We start from the raw sequence: 15,099 nt of genomic DNA on the forward strand, positions 1-15,099 counted from the left end.
AACAATTTGAGCATCTTGTGCGGTTAAATGGATTTAAGTCCACGCTACGACATTCCCTACTGCGCACGGTTTCACACCTAGCGAATTCGGCACGGTACGAGTAACGAAGGCGAATAGTATGACGGTCACCAACTACGTGGTCCCCCACCGTGGTTTTGGTGAACCCCGCCGCCTTACGGTTGACGCCGTCAACCCAGAGATGTTCTTACAGCTGTTCTCTTCAGCAGAAAATAGCCATCTCCCCGTTACCTTGTGTGGGCACTCCAGCTCCGGCTTCCGTGTCCGGCATGGAGGGGAAATCGTCGGCGTCATTCCCGCCTCCCAGTCTGCCGCTTATGCAGAGCTGGACTCGATCATCGGTGCGGGATTAACTCCTCAGGCCACCGCAGAGATCGCGCTCCGCGAAGATGCGGCAGAGGAATCCATCCCGGTGTTTGAGGTTCTCCTCCCCGAACCAGGCCTGTGCGTTCCCCTCAATATCCCCCCAGCCCAGCGCTGGGGCATGCTCAACGGTGACCGCGCACTGCATATCACTGATTTTTCGGCGACCACGCACTCTTTGCCGAAGCACCCCGCCCATCTCCTCGTGCGCTTGTCCAACCGCCGGCACTTTTTCCGCCGTGCCATCGAGGTTCACCTAGATGACGAACTCGTCGCCACCATTCCGCGCGATCAAGCCTCGCAGTTGAGCGATACCATCACGGGATTCAAACACGAGGGTCTCATCGCAATTGCTCGCGCCTACTTCACCCCAGATGCCGAAGCCCCAACGTTAACTCTCTACACCGAAGATGGAACACCAAACACCAGTTTTGCGGTGAAAACCGCAGGCGTCATCGCCGCTGCCGCGGGAGCGGCTGCCGCGACGGCGGCAAGTACCGCCAAGGCACACGCAACAATCGCACCTATCGGCAGCTCCAAGGCAGCGGGTGCGGCACAGACCACTGGTTCCGCTGTTACAAAGGGTGCACAAGCCCTCTCCCTGAATTCAGTTGGGGCTGCCGCGACGACTGGAACCCAGATCGCTGTCGCTGGCACCGGGCTCAAGCTAGCCTGCGCAGCAAGTGTCGCTGTACTCGTCGGCGGCACCGCTAGCTTTGTCTCCTCAGTGCGCGCAATGCATCCCGCCCATGACCATGTCACCGACTCGGTTCTGGAGGGCTATACCACGTCGCTGCCGGCTCCGAGCCCGGCCAATGATGCAGAAGCTGACAGCGAACCTTCCGCCTGGGCAGAAGAGGAGACCGAAGGCACCGCCGCAGGGATTCACCGCCCTGAGCATCACAGTCTTGCGACCACATCCCGCGCCATCGAGAACACTGCTTTCTCCGCCTCGGCAGAGCCAACTGAGCTGACCGGGCAGCCTGAGCCAACTGAACCAGCAGAGCCCACTCAACATGCAGAGCTGGCTGCGCCTGAGGAAGTGACTCCTTCCCCTCGCAGCAGCCACGAAGTGCCCGCAACGCCGGAAGCAGAGACTCAGCCCGAAGAGCCGGAGAAGAACACCCCTTCCACGCGCACGAGCGAACCTAGCTCTACGCCGACTCAGAAGGCGACCCCAACTTCGGCGGCTCCGAACACCACTCCGACGGCTACCCCACGTACGTCTGAACCAGCTCCGTCGACCACGGCTGCGCCGATAACTTCCGAGCCCAGCGATTCCCTCACGTCAGAGCCAACCACCGAGTCCTCTCCCGAGCCGAGCGAAACGCCCACCTCAGAGCCGACCACTGAGTCCTCGCCGAAGCCTGAGCACACCTCCGAACCGAGCAGCACGCCAAAGATCTCTCCCGAACCGAGCGAGACACCAACGTCGGAACTGACCACTGAGCCCACGCCCGAGCCCAGCGAAACGCCCAAGCCAAAGCCGAGCACAGAGCGCACTCCTGAACCAAGCCGCACACCGGACCCAACTCCAGAGCCAACGCCTGACCGCGACGGCTGGGTCATCATCATCGAATTCGGTTAGTCACCTCAGCGCGTAGCGCCACCCTTACTTCCATTTAGGTGGTTCGCACCGCTTCACGTGTGCCCTTTCCAGCTTCCTCGCAGTTGGGTACTAAACTGTGAACAATGACTACGACACCCGGCCCCACCAAGCCTGCAGCGCAGCCTGGCGCAGCAGGGACGCCGGCCGCGGCGTCACCGAACACCAACGCCCCGAAGCCGGGACCACGCCCGCACCAGGCTGCCCAAAAGCAGACCGGGAATGAGCAACAAACGGCCCAGCCGCACAAGGACGACAACAAGGACAAGGCCACCGCCCGCGAGGAAGCCCTCGCAGCTTTCCCCTTCGTGGCGCTGACCATCCAAACCACCGGCATCCACCCTTCCACCGGCAGACTGCTCACTGTGGATGCGCTAACCCTCAACGCCGAAGGCGAAATCGGCCAAGAGTTCCACGCCGTCATCAATCCGGGCGAGGACCCAGGCCCTAAACACCTGCACGGTCTCAGTGCTGAGGAAGTCCAGGCAGGACAGTCCTTTTCCATGCTCCTCAAACCACTGGACCGGCTCATCGATGGCCGCACTCTCATCGTCCACGACGCCCCCTACACCTGGGGTTTCATCGTCTCAGAGGCACGCCGCGCAATGACCGCCGCCGCCCGCCAAAACCGCGCGCGCAATCGCAACCGCGGCAAGGGCCGGCGCCGCCGATTCAAGGTGGGACACGTTCCCACCCCAGTGGCGATCGTGGATACCCTCGCCACGGCTCGTCGCCAAAGCGTGTGGGGCACCGATATTCGTCTGGCAGCAGTTGCTCGCGATACCGGCCTTCCGGCGCCTGACCCCACGGCCAGCGTCGAACGTGCGCAGAAGCCGGAGAAGGAGACCTCCCGCGAAGCAACCCGCCTGCTTGTGGATCTTTATCGCGCGCAAGCTTCAGGCCCACTGAGCAGTGCAGCACCGGATGATCTGCGAGCGGACCGTTTTGGGCTGCAGCGTTCCCACGTCCGCGTCGACGCTGCTGAAGCGCCCCGCCAGCACCACAACCCTGGCGCGTATGTGCCCGGCAAGGAGCTCATCCGCGGCATGGAGATCGTTGTAGCCCCGGAAATCACCGAGGACCCCGATACCATCATCGCCGCCCTAGCCCGCGAGGAGCTCAACTACTCTGAAAAGCTCACCCGAGAAACGTCCCTGGTGGTCTGCAACATCACCACCAACCTCGTGGGCAAGCCCATGCACGCTCACCGCAAGGACATCCCCCTGATGTCCGACGTTGCCTTCCTTGCCGCTCTCGAGCGCATCGAGGAACCCACGGAGTCAGAGGAAGAATCCGGGTCTAAGTCAACGGGTAGCTCGGGCGGACGCCACAGCAGCGGACAATCCAACCGCAATCGTTCCACGAACAAGAACCGCCGCCGCTCGCGCCGCAAGTCCTCCGGTACTCAGCACTCTGCCAAGCAGGAACACGCGCAGAAGAAGCACCAGGGCTCTTCGTCCGACGGATCTGCGAGTGACAAGCGCGCCCAGTCGGACTCCGACTCGAACAACCGGAACAGGGGCGGCAATAAAGGTCGCCGCCGTCGCCGGCGCGGTGGACGTGGCCGCCGCGGTAGTGGCAACCACCAGAAGCAGCAAAACTCGGGACACAACCGCTCACACAACACCGATAGCTAAGGTCCCCCGACTACTCTGGGGAACATGAATTTTAACTTCCGAAGCGCGTTTTCTTCCGCGCGCACTGCGGTTGCTACCACCGCTGCGGCGCTGGCCACCACCGCCTCGCGCGCCACGGGCCGCGGCGCGGGCGGCATGATTGGCGGACTCATCGCCAATGCCATCGACCCCACCATCATGCAGAACTTGGCCAAGCAGCGCCCGGCTATCCTGGTCACCGGAACCAACGGCAAGTCCACGACCACGCGCATGCTGGCCGCCGCAGTGCGCGCCGAACACACCGTGGCCACCAACGATGGTGGCGACAACATGGATGCGGGAATCATCTCCGCACTCTTGGCCGGCAAAGATGCAAGCCATCTAGTCCTTGAGGTAGACGAGCTTCACGTTCCCCACGTCGCGGATAATCTCAACCCCACCGCGCTGGTGCTGCTGAACCTTTCCCGCGACCAGCTGGACCGCGTGGGGGAGATCAACAAGATTGAGCGCGCCTTGCGCGGCGCCGTCGAGGCCCACCCGGACATGCTCGTCATCGCCAACTGCGATGACGTCCTCATGACCTCCGTGGCCTATGACGCGAAGAATGTCATTTGGGTTTCCGCGGGTGCCGGCTGGATGGGTGAATCCGTCACTTGCCCGCGCACTGGGGGCCACATCGTGCGCGAGGGCGAGGACTGGCACGCGGTCAAGCCGCTTGCCGACGGCCGCGAATTCCGACGCCCCACCCCCACCTGGGCAGTGACGGAGGACGGGCTGGTGAGCCCGGAGGGCGTCGATAAGCTGCGCCTTTCCCTCCCAGGCCGCGCGAACCGCGGCAATGCTGCCCAAGCCGTCGCCGCCGCGGTCGAAGCTTTCGGCGTGGACCGCCACAAGGCCATTGCCGCTGCGGAAGACGTCGATGATGTGGCCGGACGCTACTCCACCATCACGCTGGGCAAGCGCACGATTCGCCTCCTCCTGGCCAAGAACCCGGCCGGCTGGCAGGAAGCGCTGTCCATGGTGGACCGAGAGGCAGATGGCTTGGTCATCGCCGCCAATGGCCACGTCGCCGACGGTATTGATATGTCCTGGCTGTGGGACGTGCGCTTCGAAGACTTCGAAGGTATTCCCGTCAAGGCAGCGGGTGAGCGCGGCACCGACCTCGCAGTGCGTTTGGTCTATGCGGATATCTCGCACGAGCTCATCGCAAACCCACTCGCCGCTATTCAATCCTGCCCGGAGGGCCGCATCGAGGTCTTGGCCAACTACACCGCCTTCCGTGATCTGAAGAAGGCCCTCACCGCCGCAGCAGCAAAGGAGCACTCGAATGACTAGCCTGCAGATTGGCCTCATCCTCCCTGACATCCTGGGTACCTACGGCGATGACGGCAACGCCCTGGTCCTGCGCCAGCGCGCCCGCATGCGCGGCCACGAGGCTGAGATCGTGCCCATCAAGCTAGGTGAGCCGGTGCCGGATTCTCTCGACGTCTACACCCTTGGCGGCGGCGAGGACACCGCGCAGATTCTAGCCGCAGAGCACCTCATCGCCGATGGCGGCCTGACCCGCGCGGCGGCCGCGAAGCGCCCGATTCTGGCGATTTGCGCAGGCCTACAGGTACTCGGCGAGTCCTTCCGTGCGTCCGGCCGCGTGGTGGATGGTGTGGGGCTCATCGACGCCACCACCGCCTCCATGACCGAGCGCGCTATCGGTGAGGTATCCACGGAACCGACCAAGGCCGGAATCACCGCTGAGCTCACCGAGCCGCTCACCGGTTTTGAGAACCACATGGGTGCAACCATCCTGGGGCCTGCCGCCCAACCGCTGGGAACGCTCACGCGCGGAACCGGCAATGCGGATACCGCCGCCATTCTGGACCTCTCCGACAGGGCCGTCCAGCGCGGTGCCGAGGGCGCGGTACAGGGCAGCGTTATCGCCACCTACATGCACGGCCCCGTCTTGGCGCGCAACCCGCAGCTGGCGGATCTGCTGCTGGCCAAGGCCATGGGAGTCGCGCTCAGCGAACTTGAGCCCTTGAACATCCCCGCCATTGACCAGCTGCGCACCGAGCGTTTTAACGCCTCGGAGCCGCCGCGCTCGCAGCGCTAGATATCAATAGAAGTAACTAACTGAACCGATTGACCACAACCTTCGGCACACGGTACCGTAGGCAACGGACGCACTAAGGTGCTCCACTTCCGAAGCTCGTGTTGTTCACACGAGCTTTCGCGTATCCAGGGGGTGTTCCTATATAGTTTGTCAACCTCGCGGGTGGATTAGCCGGGGTTATTCGGCAGGGCGAAGGCGATCCCTCGCCCACTTTTCGGCCTCTTCAGTCGCAGCGGTAGACGCGTCCAGAGCGTTCACGATGCTCCGTTGCTGGCCACCATCAAGACGATCCTACTGCTCGTTCAAGGCCGCGACGATGATCGCCTGGGCGTGCACGCTGACCCCAATCTGAGTGTTCCCGATACTGCCCAGGAGCAGCGAGCCCATATGACTACTTGTTCAAGCCGGTTAGAATCCAAGCACTACCCGGATTATCCAGAGAAAAAGTGAGAGCAACTGTCGTTGACTCCATGATTAAAGAAGACGGACTTGATGGAGAACACAGATCGAGAGCCTGTCGAGAGAACCTCACCCATTGTTCGCTGTCGCCCTTTCCTCTAAGAAAGAGGAAGTTTTCGTGATCGGAGAAGCCGTGTTCTGGAACAGGGGGATCATCAGCCATAAGTGTTTCTTTGACTGTTTGATACGGAGTATATGGGCACACGAGCGAAAACTCAGTCCACTCTGGTCCGTAGAGTTCCTCCAGTGTGATGGACTCAGTAACGGGCATTGCATGTCCCGATCGTCCTAGGGACGCGAGATGAGAAGCCAATGGGTCATCAAAACTACAAGAGGAGAGTAATAGGGAGACAATACTAGTGAACCCTATCCGCGCCATCATGCGTCTCATTAACATAAACCCCTTCTCGTGCCTATCCTAGGAAAGTGGAGATAGCAGTCCAATGCTAGCCCAGAGGGCGCACTGGTTCAGAGCAGAAGCTTCGTCGCCACTACTTGCGAAAGCAAATCCAAGAAATCGACCTTGGGCATTGTTATACAGGTCCATGCTGGTCTCATCCGCTGGCCCCTGAGCGACAGTTTCGTGGTTAGTAGCAATGCGTTCAGCTGCATCTGCACCGATTCTCATCGTCATCAGGGCATTCCACGAGCAGTGCCGAAAAACATCGCCCTTTCCATTGTGGAGTGATGTGGCGCCAGGAAACCGGTTCTGCGCTTCCATACTCGCGGTTGTGGCTGCCTGATTGGCGATGCCGCATGATACTACATCGACCAGCGCGATGCAGGACAGCATTTCAAGGCCCTGGATATATATCCGGTAGGGGTCCGACTGGGCGGTCGCAAAAGGCGCTACCTGAGGATTGATGTCAGTGACCCTGGCACGTTCAACTGCAGCAATGATTGCGCGTTGTTCATTAGCTGACAGGGATGCGAAGTAACCGTACGGGTCGGCTCGAAGTAGAAAGCCATCTTTACCAAACAGTTCAGTGCGCAGATTGGATCTTTGCCCTACTTGGAAGGATTTCAGCCTACAAATATGACCCAGATTTCAAGGATTTCGACTGGGCAATCAAGTATTTCGGAAACCGACTAGCCCATGCGAGTAGTCCCCACAGCAAGATTCGTGCCGCAGGAACAGGTCGGGACGTTTATGCGAATCATCTTGGCAGCTACCGCAGTTGTTTTTCCAAACCCGAAATCCCCATGAGTCCTACCGATATGGAAGCTCTGGCGAAAAAGTTCAACGGTTAATTCTCTATTTTCTGAAGCGCCGGTTTAAACCGTTAGGCGGCCGCTCAACGCACGCGAAAGCGTCAGCTCATCGACGAACTCAAGGTCGCCGCCCAGCGGCATGCCGGAAGCTAGGCGCGTGATTTTCAGTCCCGGGAAGTCTCGTAGCAGACGCACAAGATAAGCTGCGGTGGCCTCGCCCTCGGTGTTGGGATCGGTGGCGAGGATGACCTCGGTGATGTCCGGGGAGTCGTCGTAAAGCGGCTCCTCCGGGGTGGAGTCCGCCAGCTCTCGGTCCGGTAGCACGCCGCCGAGGCGCTGCAGTAGTTGCGAGATGTTGAGATCCTTCGGGCCCACGTTCGCCAACGGATCGAGTGCGCCGCCGAGCACGTGATAGCGGCCGTCATATTCGCCGGTGCGCTCGATAACCTGAATGTCCTTGGGCTCTTCCACCACGCAGATGGTGGAAGCATCGCGCTGCGAATTGATGCAAATACGGCAGACTTCCTCGCGGGAAATATTGCAGCAGATGCGGCAGAAAGTCACACCATCACGCACTGCTCCCAGCGCCTTCTGGAGGCGATCAATCTCCTCTGGGTCTTGATGCAGTACGTGGAAGGCGATGCGTTGCGCTGACTTCGGGCCAATACCCGGCAGGCGCGAGAACTCATCGATGAGATCCTGCAGAGGTCCTTCAAACACGCAATGCTCCCCTCACTCAACAATCCCCTAGACCGCGACGGCCGGAGACACAACTAAAGGCCGCGCCGCCCTCCGCAAGAGGGCAACAACGGCCTTTAAGTCTAACGCGCGACTTACTGGTTGCCGCCGAAGACATCCTGGATGGACGGACCATCGTAGTTCTGCTGGGACTGCCCCATGCCCTGGGACAGCGGGCCAATCTTCTCCTGGGCCAGGCGGCCAGCAGCAGCGTGAGCCTCCTTGAAGGCGCCAACGATGAGGTCCTGAAGGGTATCGATATCCTCCGGGTCGACGACGGACTTATCAATGGACACGCTCTGCAGCTCAGCGCCACCGGTCATGGTGACCTTCACCAGGCCATTGCCAGCGCTACCCTCAACGGTGGCGGCCAGGATTTCCTTCTGAGCCTTCTCCAGCTCAGCCTGGACGCGGGCGGCCTGCGCCAGGATCTCGTTCATGTCATTTGCCTGCTGCATCGGGTCGTTCTCAGTCATGCTAAAAATCCTTTCACACGGTTATTTTCACTACGGGCCAAGTGTACAGATGCCACGCTAGAGCCGCCGCGCTCCCAACTCCTGTGCGAGAAGCTCCATCGCGACTTCCGTGGCATTGCGGTGGTCCATCTCGCCGGCGTTCTGCGCGGCCTCCATCATCTCGCGTTCCTCATCCGCGCGGGTGTATTCCGGCTGCGAGGCGGGAGCTTGTTGAGGCGCAGACTGTTGCGGCGGGACAGGTGCTTGGCCTGCGCTTTCCGGCGCCCCACCCATCCCTGTCGGCGGACCGTAGTTCTCCGGTGGTGCTTCGAACTCACCCTCGTCCGGGCCCGGCTCCGGCGGCAGCGGAACGCCGTTGCCAAACTTGGGAACCTTGGAAAACTCTTCATCCCGCTGGGCTGCTACTTGGCTCGCTTGCGCGATGCGTGATCGCCATTGGCTGCCACGGGCCTCCCTCTTTGGGGGCACTGCTGCCCCGCGCGGGGCAGCTTCCGGTCGCGTGCCTGCCTCCTCGCGCGCACCGTGCTGAGACTGGGGCTGATCCGCCGTCATTTCAGACGACGGCCCCTGCTGCCCGATCCGACGCGGCGCGCCCCACGGGTCATCGCTAGCGTCGCCGCGTTCCTTCGCCTCGGGCTCGCTGGTCTTGTCGACCTCATCAGATTCTGTTGCGGCTGCGGAAGCTGGCGCAGTTTCGGAAGAGTGCGAATCAGTAGCGTTGTCCTGAGTCTCCGGACTCTCTGCCTCCTCGTCGGGCTCGGCGGCCTCACGTGGCGGTTGGTTGGGGTTCCACTGGGTACGTTGAACTGGCTCAGTCACCGTGAACCCGTGGGCCTTCGGGTCGGTGCCGATGACACACGTGACCTTCAGGGTGCGGTTGAGCTCCTCCTGAAGGACGGTCACGATGACCTCGTTGGTGCCTGGAGAATTGATGCGTTCCGCCAGCGCACCGGTGGTGTGCCCAAGAACCAGGGTGTCATCACGCACGCCGAGGACACGGGCTTCGGCAAGCATGATTTCAGCGACCTTGTTGCGACGGCCAATGGTGGCGCGCAGGTCCGACCACCGCCCGCGAATCTCCGCGGCTGGGTCGTGCGGCTGCTCAGGCTCAGGATGCTGTTCTTGAGCCTGTTCTTGTTGTTCCGTCTGCTCCTGTTGCTGCTGTTCCTGTTGCTGGCGCTCCGGCGGCTCTTGGCGCTGTTTAGCCTGGTCTGGCTGCGGCTCAGGCTGCGCCTCCGGCTGTGCAGGACGCTCTGGCACTTGGGGCTGCGAGTCCTCGGGGGCTGGGGGCTGCTGCACCTGCTGGACTGCTTCCTGAGCCTTGTCGGCCTGCTGCGGTTGCTGCAGTGGTTGCTGTTGCTGGGCCTCTTGCTTTGCTGCTTGACGGCTGCGGCGCTGCGCGATGATCGCCGCAGCGGCGGCCGCGGGATCCTGGGCGCTGGCGACCACAGATTGCTGGCGCTGTGCAGGCGCGGTGGGCTGCCCTGCGGGTGCCGAAGGCTGCGCTCCCGCACCTTGCGGGGCAGCGGTGGGTAGCTGACCGGCCGCTGCCGCTGCGGGGGCGGCACCAACGATGAGGTGCGCACACAAAATTTCTAAAAGTAGCCGTGGGGACGTCGCTCCCCGCAGGGAGGACACGCGCTCGTTGACGGTTTCCGCCAGGTAGGCCAGCTGCGGGCCAGAGAAGCGCTGCGCCTGGGCAGTCAGTACTTCCCCGCGGTCAGTCGGAGCCGAGACCAAACCTTCCTCCAACGCGGATGGCACGGCCTGCAAGATCATCAAATCCCGCAAACGATCCAAGAGGTCAATAGCAAAACGACGGGGATCGTGGCCGGCTTCAATGACATCGTCGACAAGCCGGAAAAGCCCCGCTTTATCCTGGCTAGCCAGAGCCTCAATCGTGTTATCCAGCAAGCCCTCGTCCGTGACACCCAGAAGCGGACGGGCTACCTCGTAGGTCAATCCATCAGGGCCGGCACCCGCCAACAGCTGGTCCAGGATGGACAAGGTATCGCGCGGCGAACCGCCGCCGGCCTGGATGACCATGGGGTACACGGTGTCATCCACGTGGACGTTCTCCGAGGCCACGGTGCGCTCCAACAGCCCCTTCATCGCCGGCGGGGTCAGCAGGCGGAAGGGATAGTGGTGGGTACGCGAGCGGATGGTGCCGATGATCTTTTCCGGCTCCGTCGTGGCAAAGATAAAGATCACGTGCTCCGGTGGCTCCTCTACCACCTTGAGCAAGGCATTGGCACCGGAGGCGGAAATCATGTGGGCCTCATCGATGATGAAGATGCGGTAGCGCGACTCCGCCGGCGCGTAGTAGGCGCGATCACGCAACTCGCGCATATCCTCCACACCGTTGTGGGAGGCGGCGTCGAGCTCCGTGACATCGAGGTTGCCCGGGCCGCCCGGGGCCAGCGAGACGCAGGAATCGCACACACCGCACGGCGTTGAGGTTGGCCCCTGCTCACAATTCAGCGAGCGGGCCATGATGCGCGCCGACGACGTCTTTCCGCAGCCACGCGGGCCGGAAAAGAGGTAGGCATGGTTAATACGCCCCGCATCAAGGGCGGCGGACAACGGCGTGGTGACCTGCTCTTGGCCTACCACTTCCGCGAACGTTGCTGGACGATATTTCCGGTAAAGAGCCACGGTTAGTCAGTCTAGCGTCTCGCCCCGACACGTCACTCCGAGCGCTGCCAATCCAGTAGATCGATGCCTTGCTCCGCCACCGCCTGCTGCAGCGCCGGCACGCCTTCCTCGACGGCGTAGGCGTACTCGGCGTCGCTCAGCATCAGCAGTTGGCAGACCAGTGTCAGGCGGCCCTCCTCCGCCACCTGCGGGGTCTGGCCACCCCACAGGTACGGGGCGATGAGCATGCCATGACGCACGCTCACGTGGGCGAAGCGCTCGTCCCCTTCAGCAAAAAGTTTGGGCAGGAGCAAACCCGGCTGCGCGGGCAGCAAGCCTGCTGACTCTGTGAGCAATGCCGCTGCCGCACTCACTGCAGCAGCCGCTTCAGCCTGGTTGGTGCGGGCGACGGTGAGGAGCTCGCAGCGCACATCGATCCCCTGCTCGGCGTGCGCCAAGCCGGTATCGACGTCGGCGAAGCCACAAGTGACCGCAAGGGACTGCTCACCCTCCAGCGAAGCTAAGCCCAAGCGCTGCCCCTCGACATTCTTAAACGCCAGTTCAGCGGGAATAATCTGGTCGAGCCAGTAGGCCGTCTCGTCAGAGTTGATTGCCTTATGCCCCCAGCTTCTCCAGTGCGGCGAGCAGCACACAGGTGGCCACGCCATCCATTGCTGCCTCAACCTCTTCCTGCGGCGGCAGGGACGGGGCCAAGCGAATGTTGTGGTCCTTCTCGTCCTTGCCGTAGGGGAAGGCCGAGCCAGCCTTGGTCAGGAGAATGCCGGCATCGCGGGCCAGCTCCCACACGCGGGTCGCGGTGCCCTCCAGCACGTTCAGGGAGATGAAGTAGCCACCCTCCGGGTGGGTCCAATCAGCGATTTCGTGATGGGTGAGGTTCTTATCCAGGATGCGCAGAACCGCTTCGAACTTTGGCGCCAGCAGCGCAGCGTGGCGGCGCATAACCGCACGCACGCCCTCGGCGGACCCAAAGAACTCGTAGTGTGCCAGCTGGTTAATCTTGTTCGGGCCAATGCCGCGGATTCCGGCATGTTCCAGGTACCACTTCAGGTTGTCCGCGGAGGATCCGAAGAAGCTCACGCCGGAGCCAGCGAAGGTGATCTTCGACGACGAGGACATAGCCCAGAAGCGGTCCGGGTTACCTTCCTGCTCTGCAATCTCCAGAATCGGCAGAACCTCCGGGAAGTCCTCGGTCAGCGTGTGCACGGCATAAGCGTTATCCCACACGATGCGGAAGTCCGGTGCACCGGTCTCCATCGCTGCAAGGCGGCGAGTCTTCTCTTCAGAGATGACAGCGCCCGACGGGTTGGAGAACATCGGCACAACCCACATGCCCTTGACCTGCGGGTCCTTGGCCAGCTCCTCTACCGCCTCGATGTCCGGGCCGTCTTCTTCCATCGGCACCGAAATCAGCTCGAAGCCGAAGGATTCCGTGATGGCGAAGTGGCGGTCATATCCCGGGGTGGGGCAGATCCACTTGATGGTCTCTTCCTTAGACCACGGCTTCTCAGAGCTGTTAGTGCCGAAGGTGTAGGCCCACAGGATGAGGTCATACATGATGTTGAGGGAGGAAGAATCCGCCGCGATGAGGAGCTCCGGATCCATGTTGGTGAGCTTGCCCCACAGTTCACGCAGCTCCTTGATGCCCTTCTGGTTACCGTAGTTGCGCAGGTCATTGCCTGCGGCATCGGTGTAGTGGCCGCGGCCCGGCAGGACGAGCAGATCATTGGACAGATCAAGCTGAGCCTTAGACGGCTTTCCTCGGGTCAAGTCAAGTTCCAAACCCTCAGCCTTGAGGGCCTCGTAGTCCTTGCGTACCTGCGCGGCAAGCTCAGTAAGCTCGGACTTTTCAAGATTAAGAAGAGACATCCGTCTTCCTTCCGGGACGTAGTGCGGACATATGGCAACCATACTAACGCCCCGTTACATCCCCCGTGTTAAAGCACACAAAATAAAAGGGGACCCCGCGCACCCGCCAGAGCCTCCTGACCCTTGCTGCATTCCTGCCCTGGGGGAGTTCAGAGGATGGACGCCACGCGGAATCCTGCGGTCTAGCCTAGCGTGCCTTGCTTGTCGACGCCAAACCGCTCCCCCACCGCCCGGCTCCCGCTCCGCTTCCAAGCGCACTTCTTACCTCGCGCCCCTAAACCCTCAAGTTCTTCGCGCTGACCTGGCGATTTTGCTTCATTAGGGGGCTCATGTAATGTTTCTCAGCGGAGGATTCGACTAGCGGCCTATGTCACACGCCTGGAACGCGTGCGGGAGTCACATCCCTCAGGGGTTCAAATCCCCTATCCTCCGCCACTGGGAAATCCCGGGCTTCACAGCATCACGCTAAGAGGTCCGGGATTTCTCGCATTTAGCACTGTAGACCCTTAAGCCTTAAGCCGCCCGGGCAAAGGAACCAAAGTAGGGGAACCATTTGCGGGACCCCAAACGGAAAACCCCAGGTGATTACATGTGATTCTTCGCATAAGGTTTCAGTACTTTGGTTTCTTTGCAGCCCGTCTGCCAGCCGTGCAATCCAACCCAAACGCTGTTAATCGAACTCGGGAGCCTCGTAGCCGTCTTCCTTGAGCCACTCCACGTGTGGCGGGGTGTTCATGCCCCACTCGGTGCGGGCAAGCAGGAAGGCCTCTTTCACCTCGGCCTCGCCATAGCCGCCATCGCGCAGGTACTGGCGGAAACCGTTAGGCCCCGGTTCTTTGATCCAGAGCCACACGTAGTCATCCAGTGTGCTATCCCCCAGGATGTCTTCCATGCCCGCCGGCAGCAGCTCACGCCCGGCGCGCACGCGCTCCTCCAAGTCCTCTTCGAAGAAGTCATAGAGGTAGTCCAGACCGTCTTCCAGATGGGCGTACTCAAAGGCTTCCATGCTGCTCCGTTCTACACCGTTCCATCCCAGACAAAGGGCTCCCGTGAAAGCTTATCGGGGATAAAGCGTTCGAGGAGGTCCGCGGCGGTGTTAATCCCTTCGGTGTCATATCCCAGCGAGCGGGCGAGTAGGCGAAGCACATCGCCCATCTCCCGCCCTGGCTCCGCGAGTAACTGGCGGAGAGTTACTGCCCCATCGCGCTTGGACAGGCGGACGTTGTCCGAATTCAGCACGAGCGGGACATGAACGAACTCCGGCTCCGGATAGCCCAGCTTGTGCGCCAGGTAGGCCTGACGCGGGGCGGAAGACAGCAAGTCATCGCCGCGCACGATCTGATCGACACCTTGGAAGGCATCGTCAACGACAACCGCCAAGTTATAGGCCCAGTCCATACCCTGGCTCGGATCCGCCGGGGGCTGGCCGCCACGGCGCAAGATGAAGTCATCCACCTCCCCGGTGTACTCGCCGGCGAAGGCGTCATGGATGGTGAAGGAGGAGACGTCAGCACGCAAGCGTATGGCGGGCACGCGGTTCTGGGCGGCGAGCTCGGCGCGTTTGGCCTTGCGCTCGGCGTCACTGAGATCGCGGCACGTTCCCGGATACTGCCCAGGAATAGTATGCGGCGCACGGGAAGCTTCCTGGATATCTTTGCGCGAGCAGTAACACTCAAAGGTAGGAAGCTGCGCCAGCGCCGCCTCATAAGCCGCATAGCGATCCTGCTGGTAGATGACTTCCCCGTCCCAGTCCAGGCCGAGCGCGGCAAGGTCCTCCAACTGGCGTTGTGCCGACTCCCGGGAGGAGCGCTGCGTGTCAATGTCTTCCACGCGAACAAGGAAGCGGCGCCCACTGCTTCGGGCGTAGAGCCAAGCCAGCAACGCCGTGCGCAGGTTACCCAGATGCAGATCTCCGGACGGGCTCGGGGCATAGCGCCCAGCGGGGCTGAGAAAATCCATGGCAACCAGTCTACGAGGAGTCCC

At 61.7% G+C, this 15,099-nt stretch carries 12 protein-coding genes, 1 tRNA gene and 1 other RNA gene; 5 read left to right on the forward strand and 9 right to left on the reverse strand.

Going from position 1 to position 15,099, the window contains the following annotated elements; genetic code table 11:
* Positions 1-118 precede the first annotated feature (118 nt).
* From HMPREF2896_RS01085 to HMPREF2896_RS01100, 4 genes are all read left to right on the forward strand, one after another.
* Complete coding sequence (locus tag HMPREF2896_RS01085; RefSeq protein WP_070717023.1) at positions 119-1,969, forward strand: hypothetical protein; 1,851 nt, start codon at positions 119-121, stop codon at positions 1,967-1,969.
* 104 nt (positions 1,970-2,073) lie between these two features.
* On the forward strand, positions 2,074-3,624 hold the full coding sequence (locus HMPREF2896_RS01090) for a DNA polymerase III subunit epsilon (protein ID WP_070645422.1): 1,551 nt from the start codon (positions 2,074-2,076) through the stop codon (positions 3,622-3,624).
* A 24-nt stretch (positions 3,625-3,648) separates the two neighbouring features.
* On the forward strand, positions 3,649-4,938 hold the full coding sequence (locus HMPREF2896_RS01095; RefSeq protein ID WP_070645424.1) for a Mur ligase family protein: 1,290 nt from the start codon (positions 3,649-3,651) through the stop codon (positions 4,936-4,938).
* A complete protein-coding gene (locus HMPREF2896_RS01100) occupies positions 4,931-5,710 on the forward strand; it encodes a type 1 glutamine amidotransferase (protein ID WP_070645426.1) in 780 nt (259 codons plus the stop codon). The genes HMPREF2896_RS01095 and HMPREF2896_RS01100 overlap by 8 nt, the downstream gene beginning before the upstream one ends.
* A gap of 877 nt (positions 5,711-6,587) precedes the next feature.
* Here the strand turns inward: HMPREF2896_RS01100 and HMPREF2896_RS13165 are convergent.
* The 7 genes from HMPREF2896_RS13165 to ffs form a co-directional block, all read right to left on the reverse strand.
* Entirely contained in the window at positions 6,588-6,962 is a 375-nt protein-coding gene (locus tag HMPREF2896_RS13165; RefSeq protein ID WP_371325732.1) for a DUF6973 domain-containing protein, read from the reverse strand.
* A 482-nt stretch (positions 6,963-7,444) separates the two neighbouring features.
* The gene (gene recR, locus HMPREF2896_RS01105; protein WP_010190001.1) at positions 7,445-8,101 is read right to left on the reverse strand and encodes a recombination mediator RecR; all 657 of its coding nucleotides are present in this window, start codon (positions 8,099-8,101) and stop codon (positions 7,445-7,447) included.
* Positions 8,102-8,214: 113 nt separating this feature from the next.
* Positions 8,215-8,595, reverse strand: coding sequence for a YbaB/EbfC family nucleoid-associated protein (locus tag HMPREF2896_RS01110; RefSeq protein ID WP_010190004.1), 381 nt, complete (start codon positions 8,593-8,595; stop codon positions 8,215-8,217).
* 57 nt (positions 8,596-8,652) lie between these two features.
* Positions 8,653-11,250 carry a DNA polymerase III subunit gamma and tau gene (locus tag HMPREF2896_RS01115; protein ID WP_083311433.1) on the reverse strand — a complete coding sequence of 866 codons (2,598 nt, stop codon included), beginning with the start codon at positions 11,248-11,250 and terminating at the stop codon, positions 8,653-8,655.
* Positions 11,251-11,282: 32 nt separating this feature from the next.
* Positions 11,283-11,897: a suppressor of fused domain protein gene (locus tag HMPREF2896_RS01120; protein WP_080550381.1), complete on the reverse strand. Its 615-nt coding sequence runs from the start codon at positions 11,895-11,897 to the stop codon at positions 11,283-11,285.
* Positions 11,845-13,116, reverse strand: coding sequence for an aspartate aminotransferase type Ic (locus HMPREF2896_RS01125; RefSeq protein WP_010190010.1), 1,272 nt, complete (start codon positions 13,114-13,116; stop codon positions 11,845-11,847). Before HMPREF2896_RS01125 ends, HMPREF2896_RS01120 begins: the two co-directional genes overlap by 53 nt.
* A gap of 81 nt (positions 13,117-13,197) precedes the next feature.
* An RNA gene (ffs, locus tag HMPREF2896_RS01130) (signal recognition particle sRNA small type) lies at positions 13,198-13,296 on the reverse strand.
* Positions 13,297-13,462: 166 nt separating this feature from the next.
* On the opposite strand from ffs, the gene HMPREF2896_RS01135 reads away from it, so the two are divergent.
* Positions 13,463-13,551, forward strand: a tRNA-Ser gene (locus HMPREF2896_RS01135).
* Between the two features lie 235 nt (positions 13,552-13,786).
* On the opposite strand, the gene HMPREF2896_RS01140 is transcribed toward HMPREF2896_RS01135, so the two are convergent.
* Together HMPREF2896_RS01140 and gluQRS are read right to left on the reverse strand one after the other, a co-directional pair.
* The gene (locus HMPREF2896_RS01140; protein WP_070444250.1) at positions 13,787-14,122 is read right to left on the reverse strand and encodes a hypothetical protein; all 336 of its coding nucleotides are present in this window, start codon (positions 14,120-14,122) and stop codon (positions 13,787-13,789) included.
* Between the two features lie 11 nt (positions 14,123-14,133).
* On the reverse strand, positions 14,134-15,075 hold the full coding sequence (gene gluQRS, locus HMPREF2896_RS01145; protein ID WP_070444252.1) for a tRNA glutamyl-Q(34) synthetase GluQRS: 942 nt from the start codon (positions 15,073-15,075) through the stop codon (positions 14,134-14,136).
* Between the last annotated feature and the right edge of the window lie 24 nt (positions 15,076-15,099).

The organism is Corynebacterium sp. HMSC069E04, assembly GCF_001813175.1.
GTDB classification, from domain to species: domain Bacteria; phylum Actinomycetota; class Actinomycetes; order Mycobacteriales; family Mycobacteriaceae; genus Corynebacterium; species Corynebacterium aurimucosum.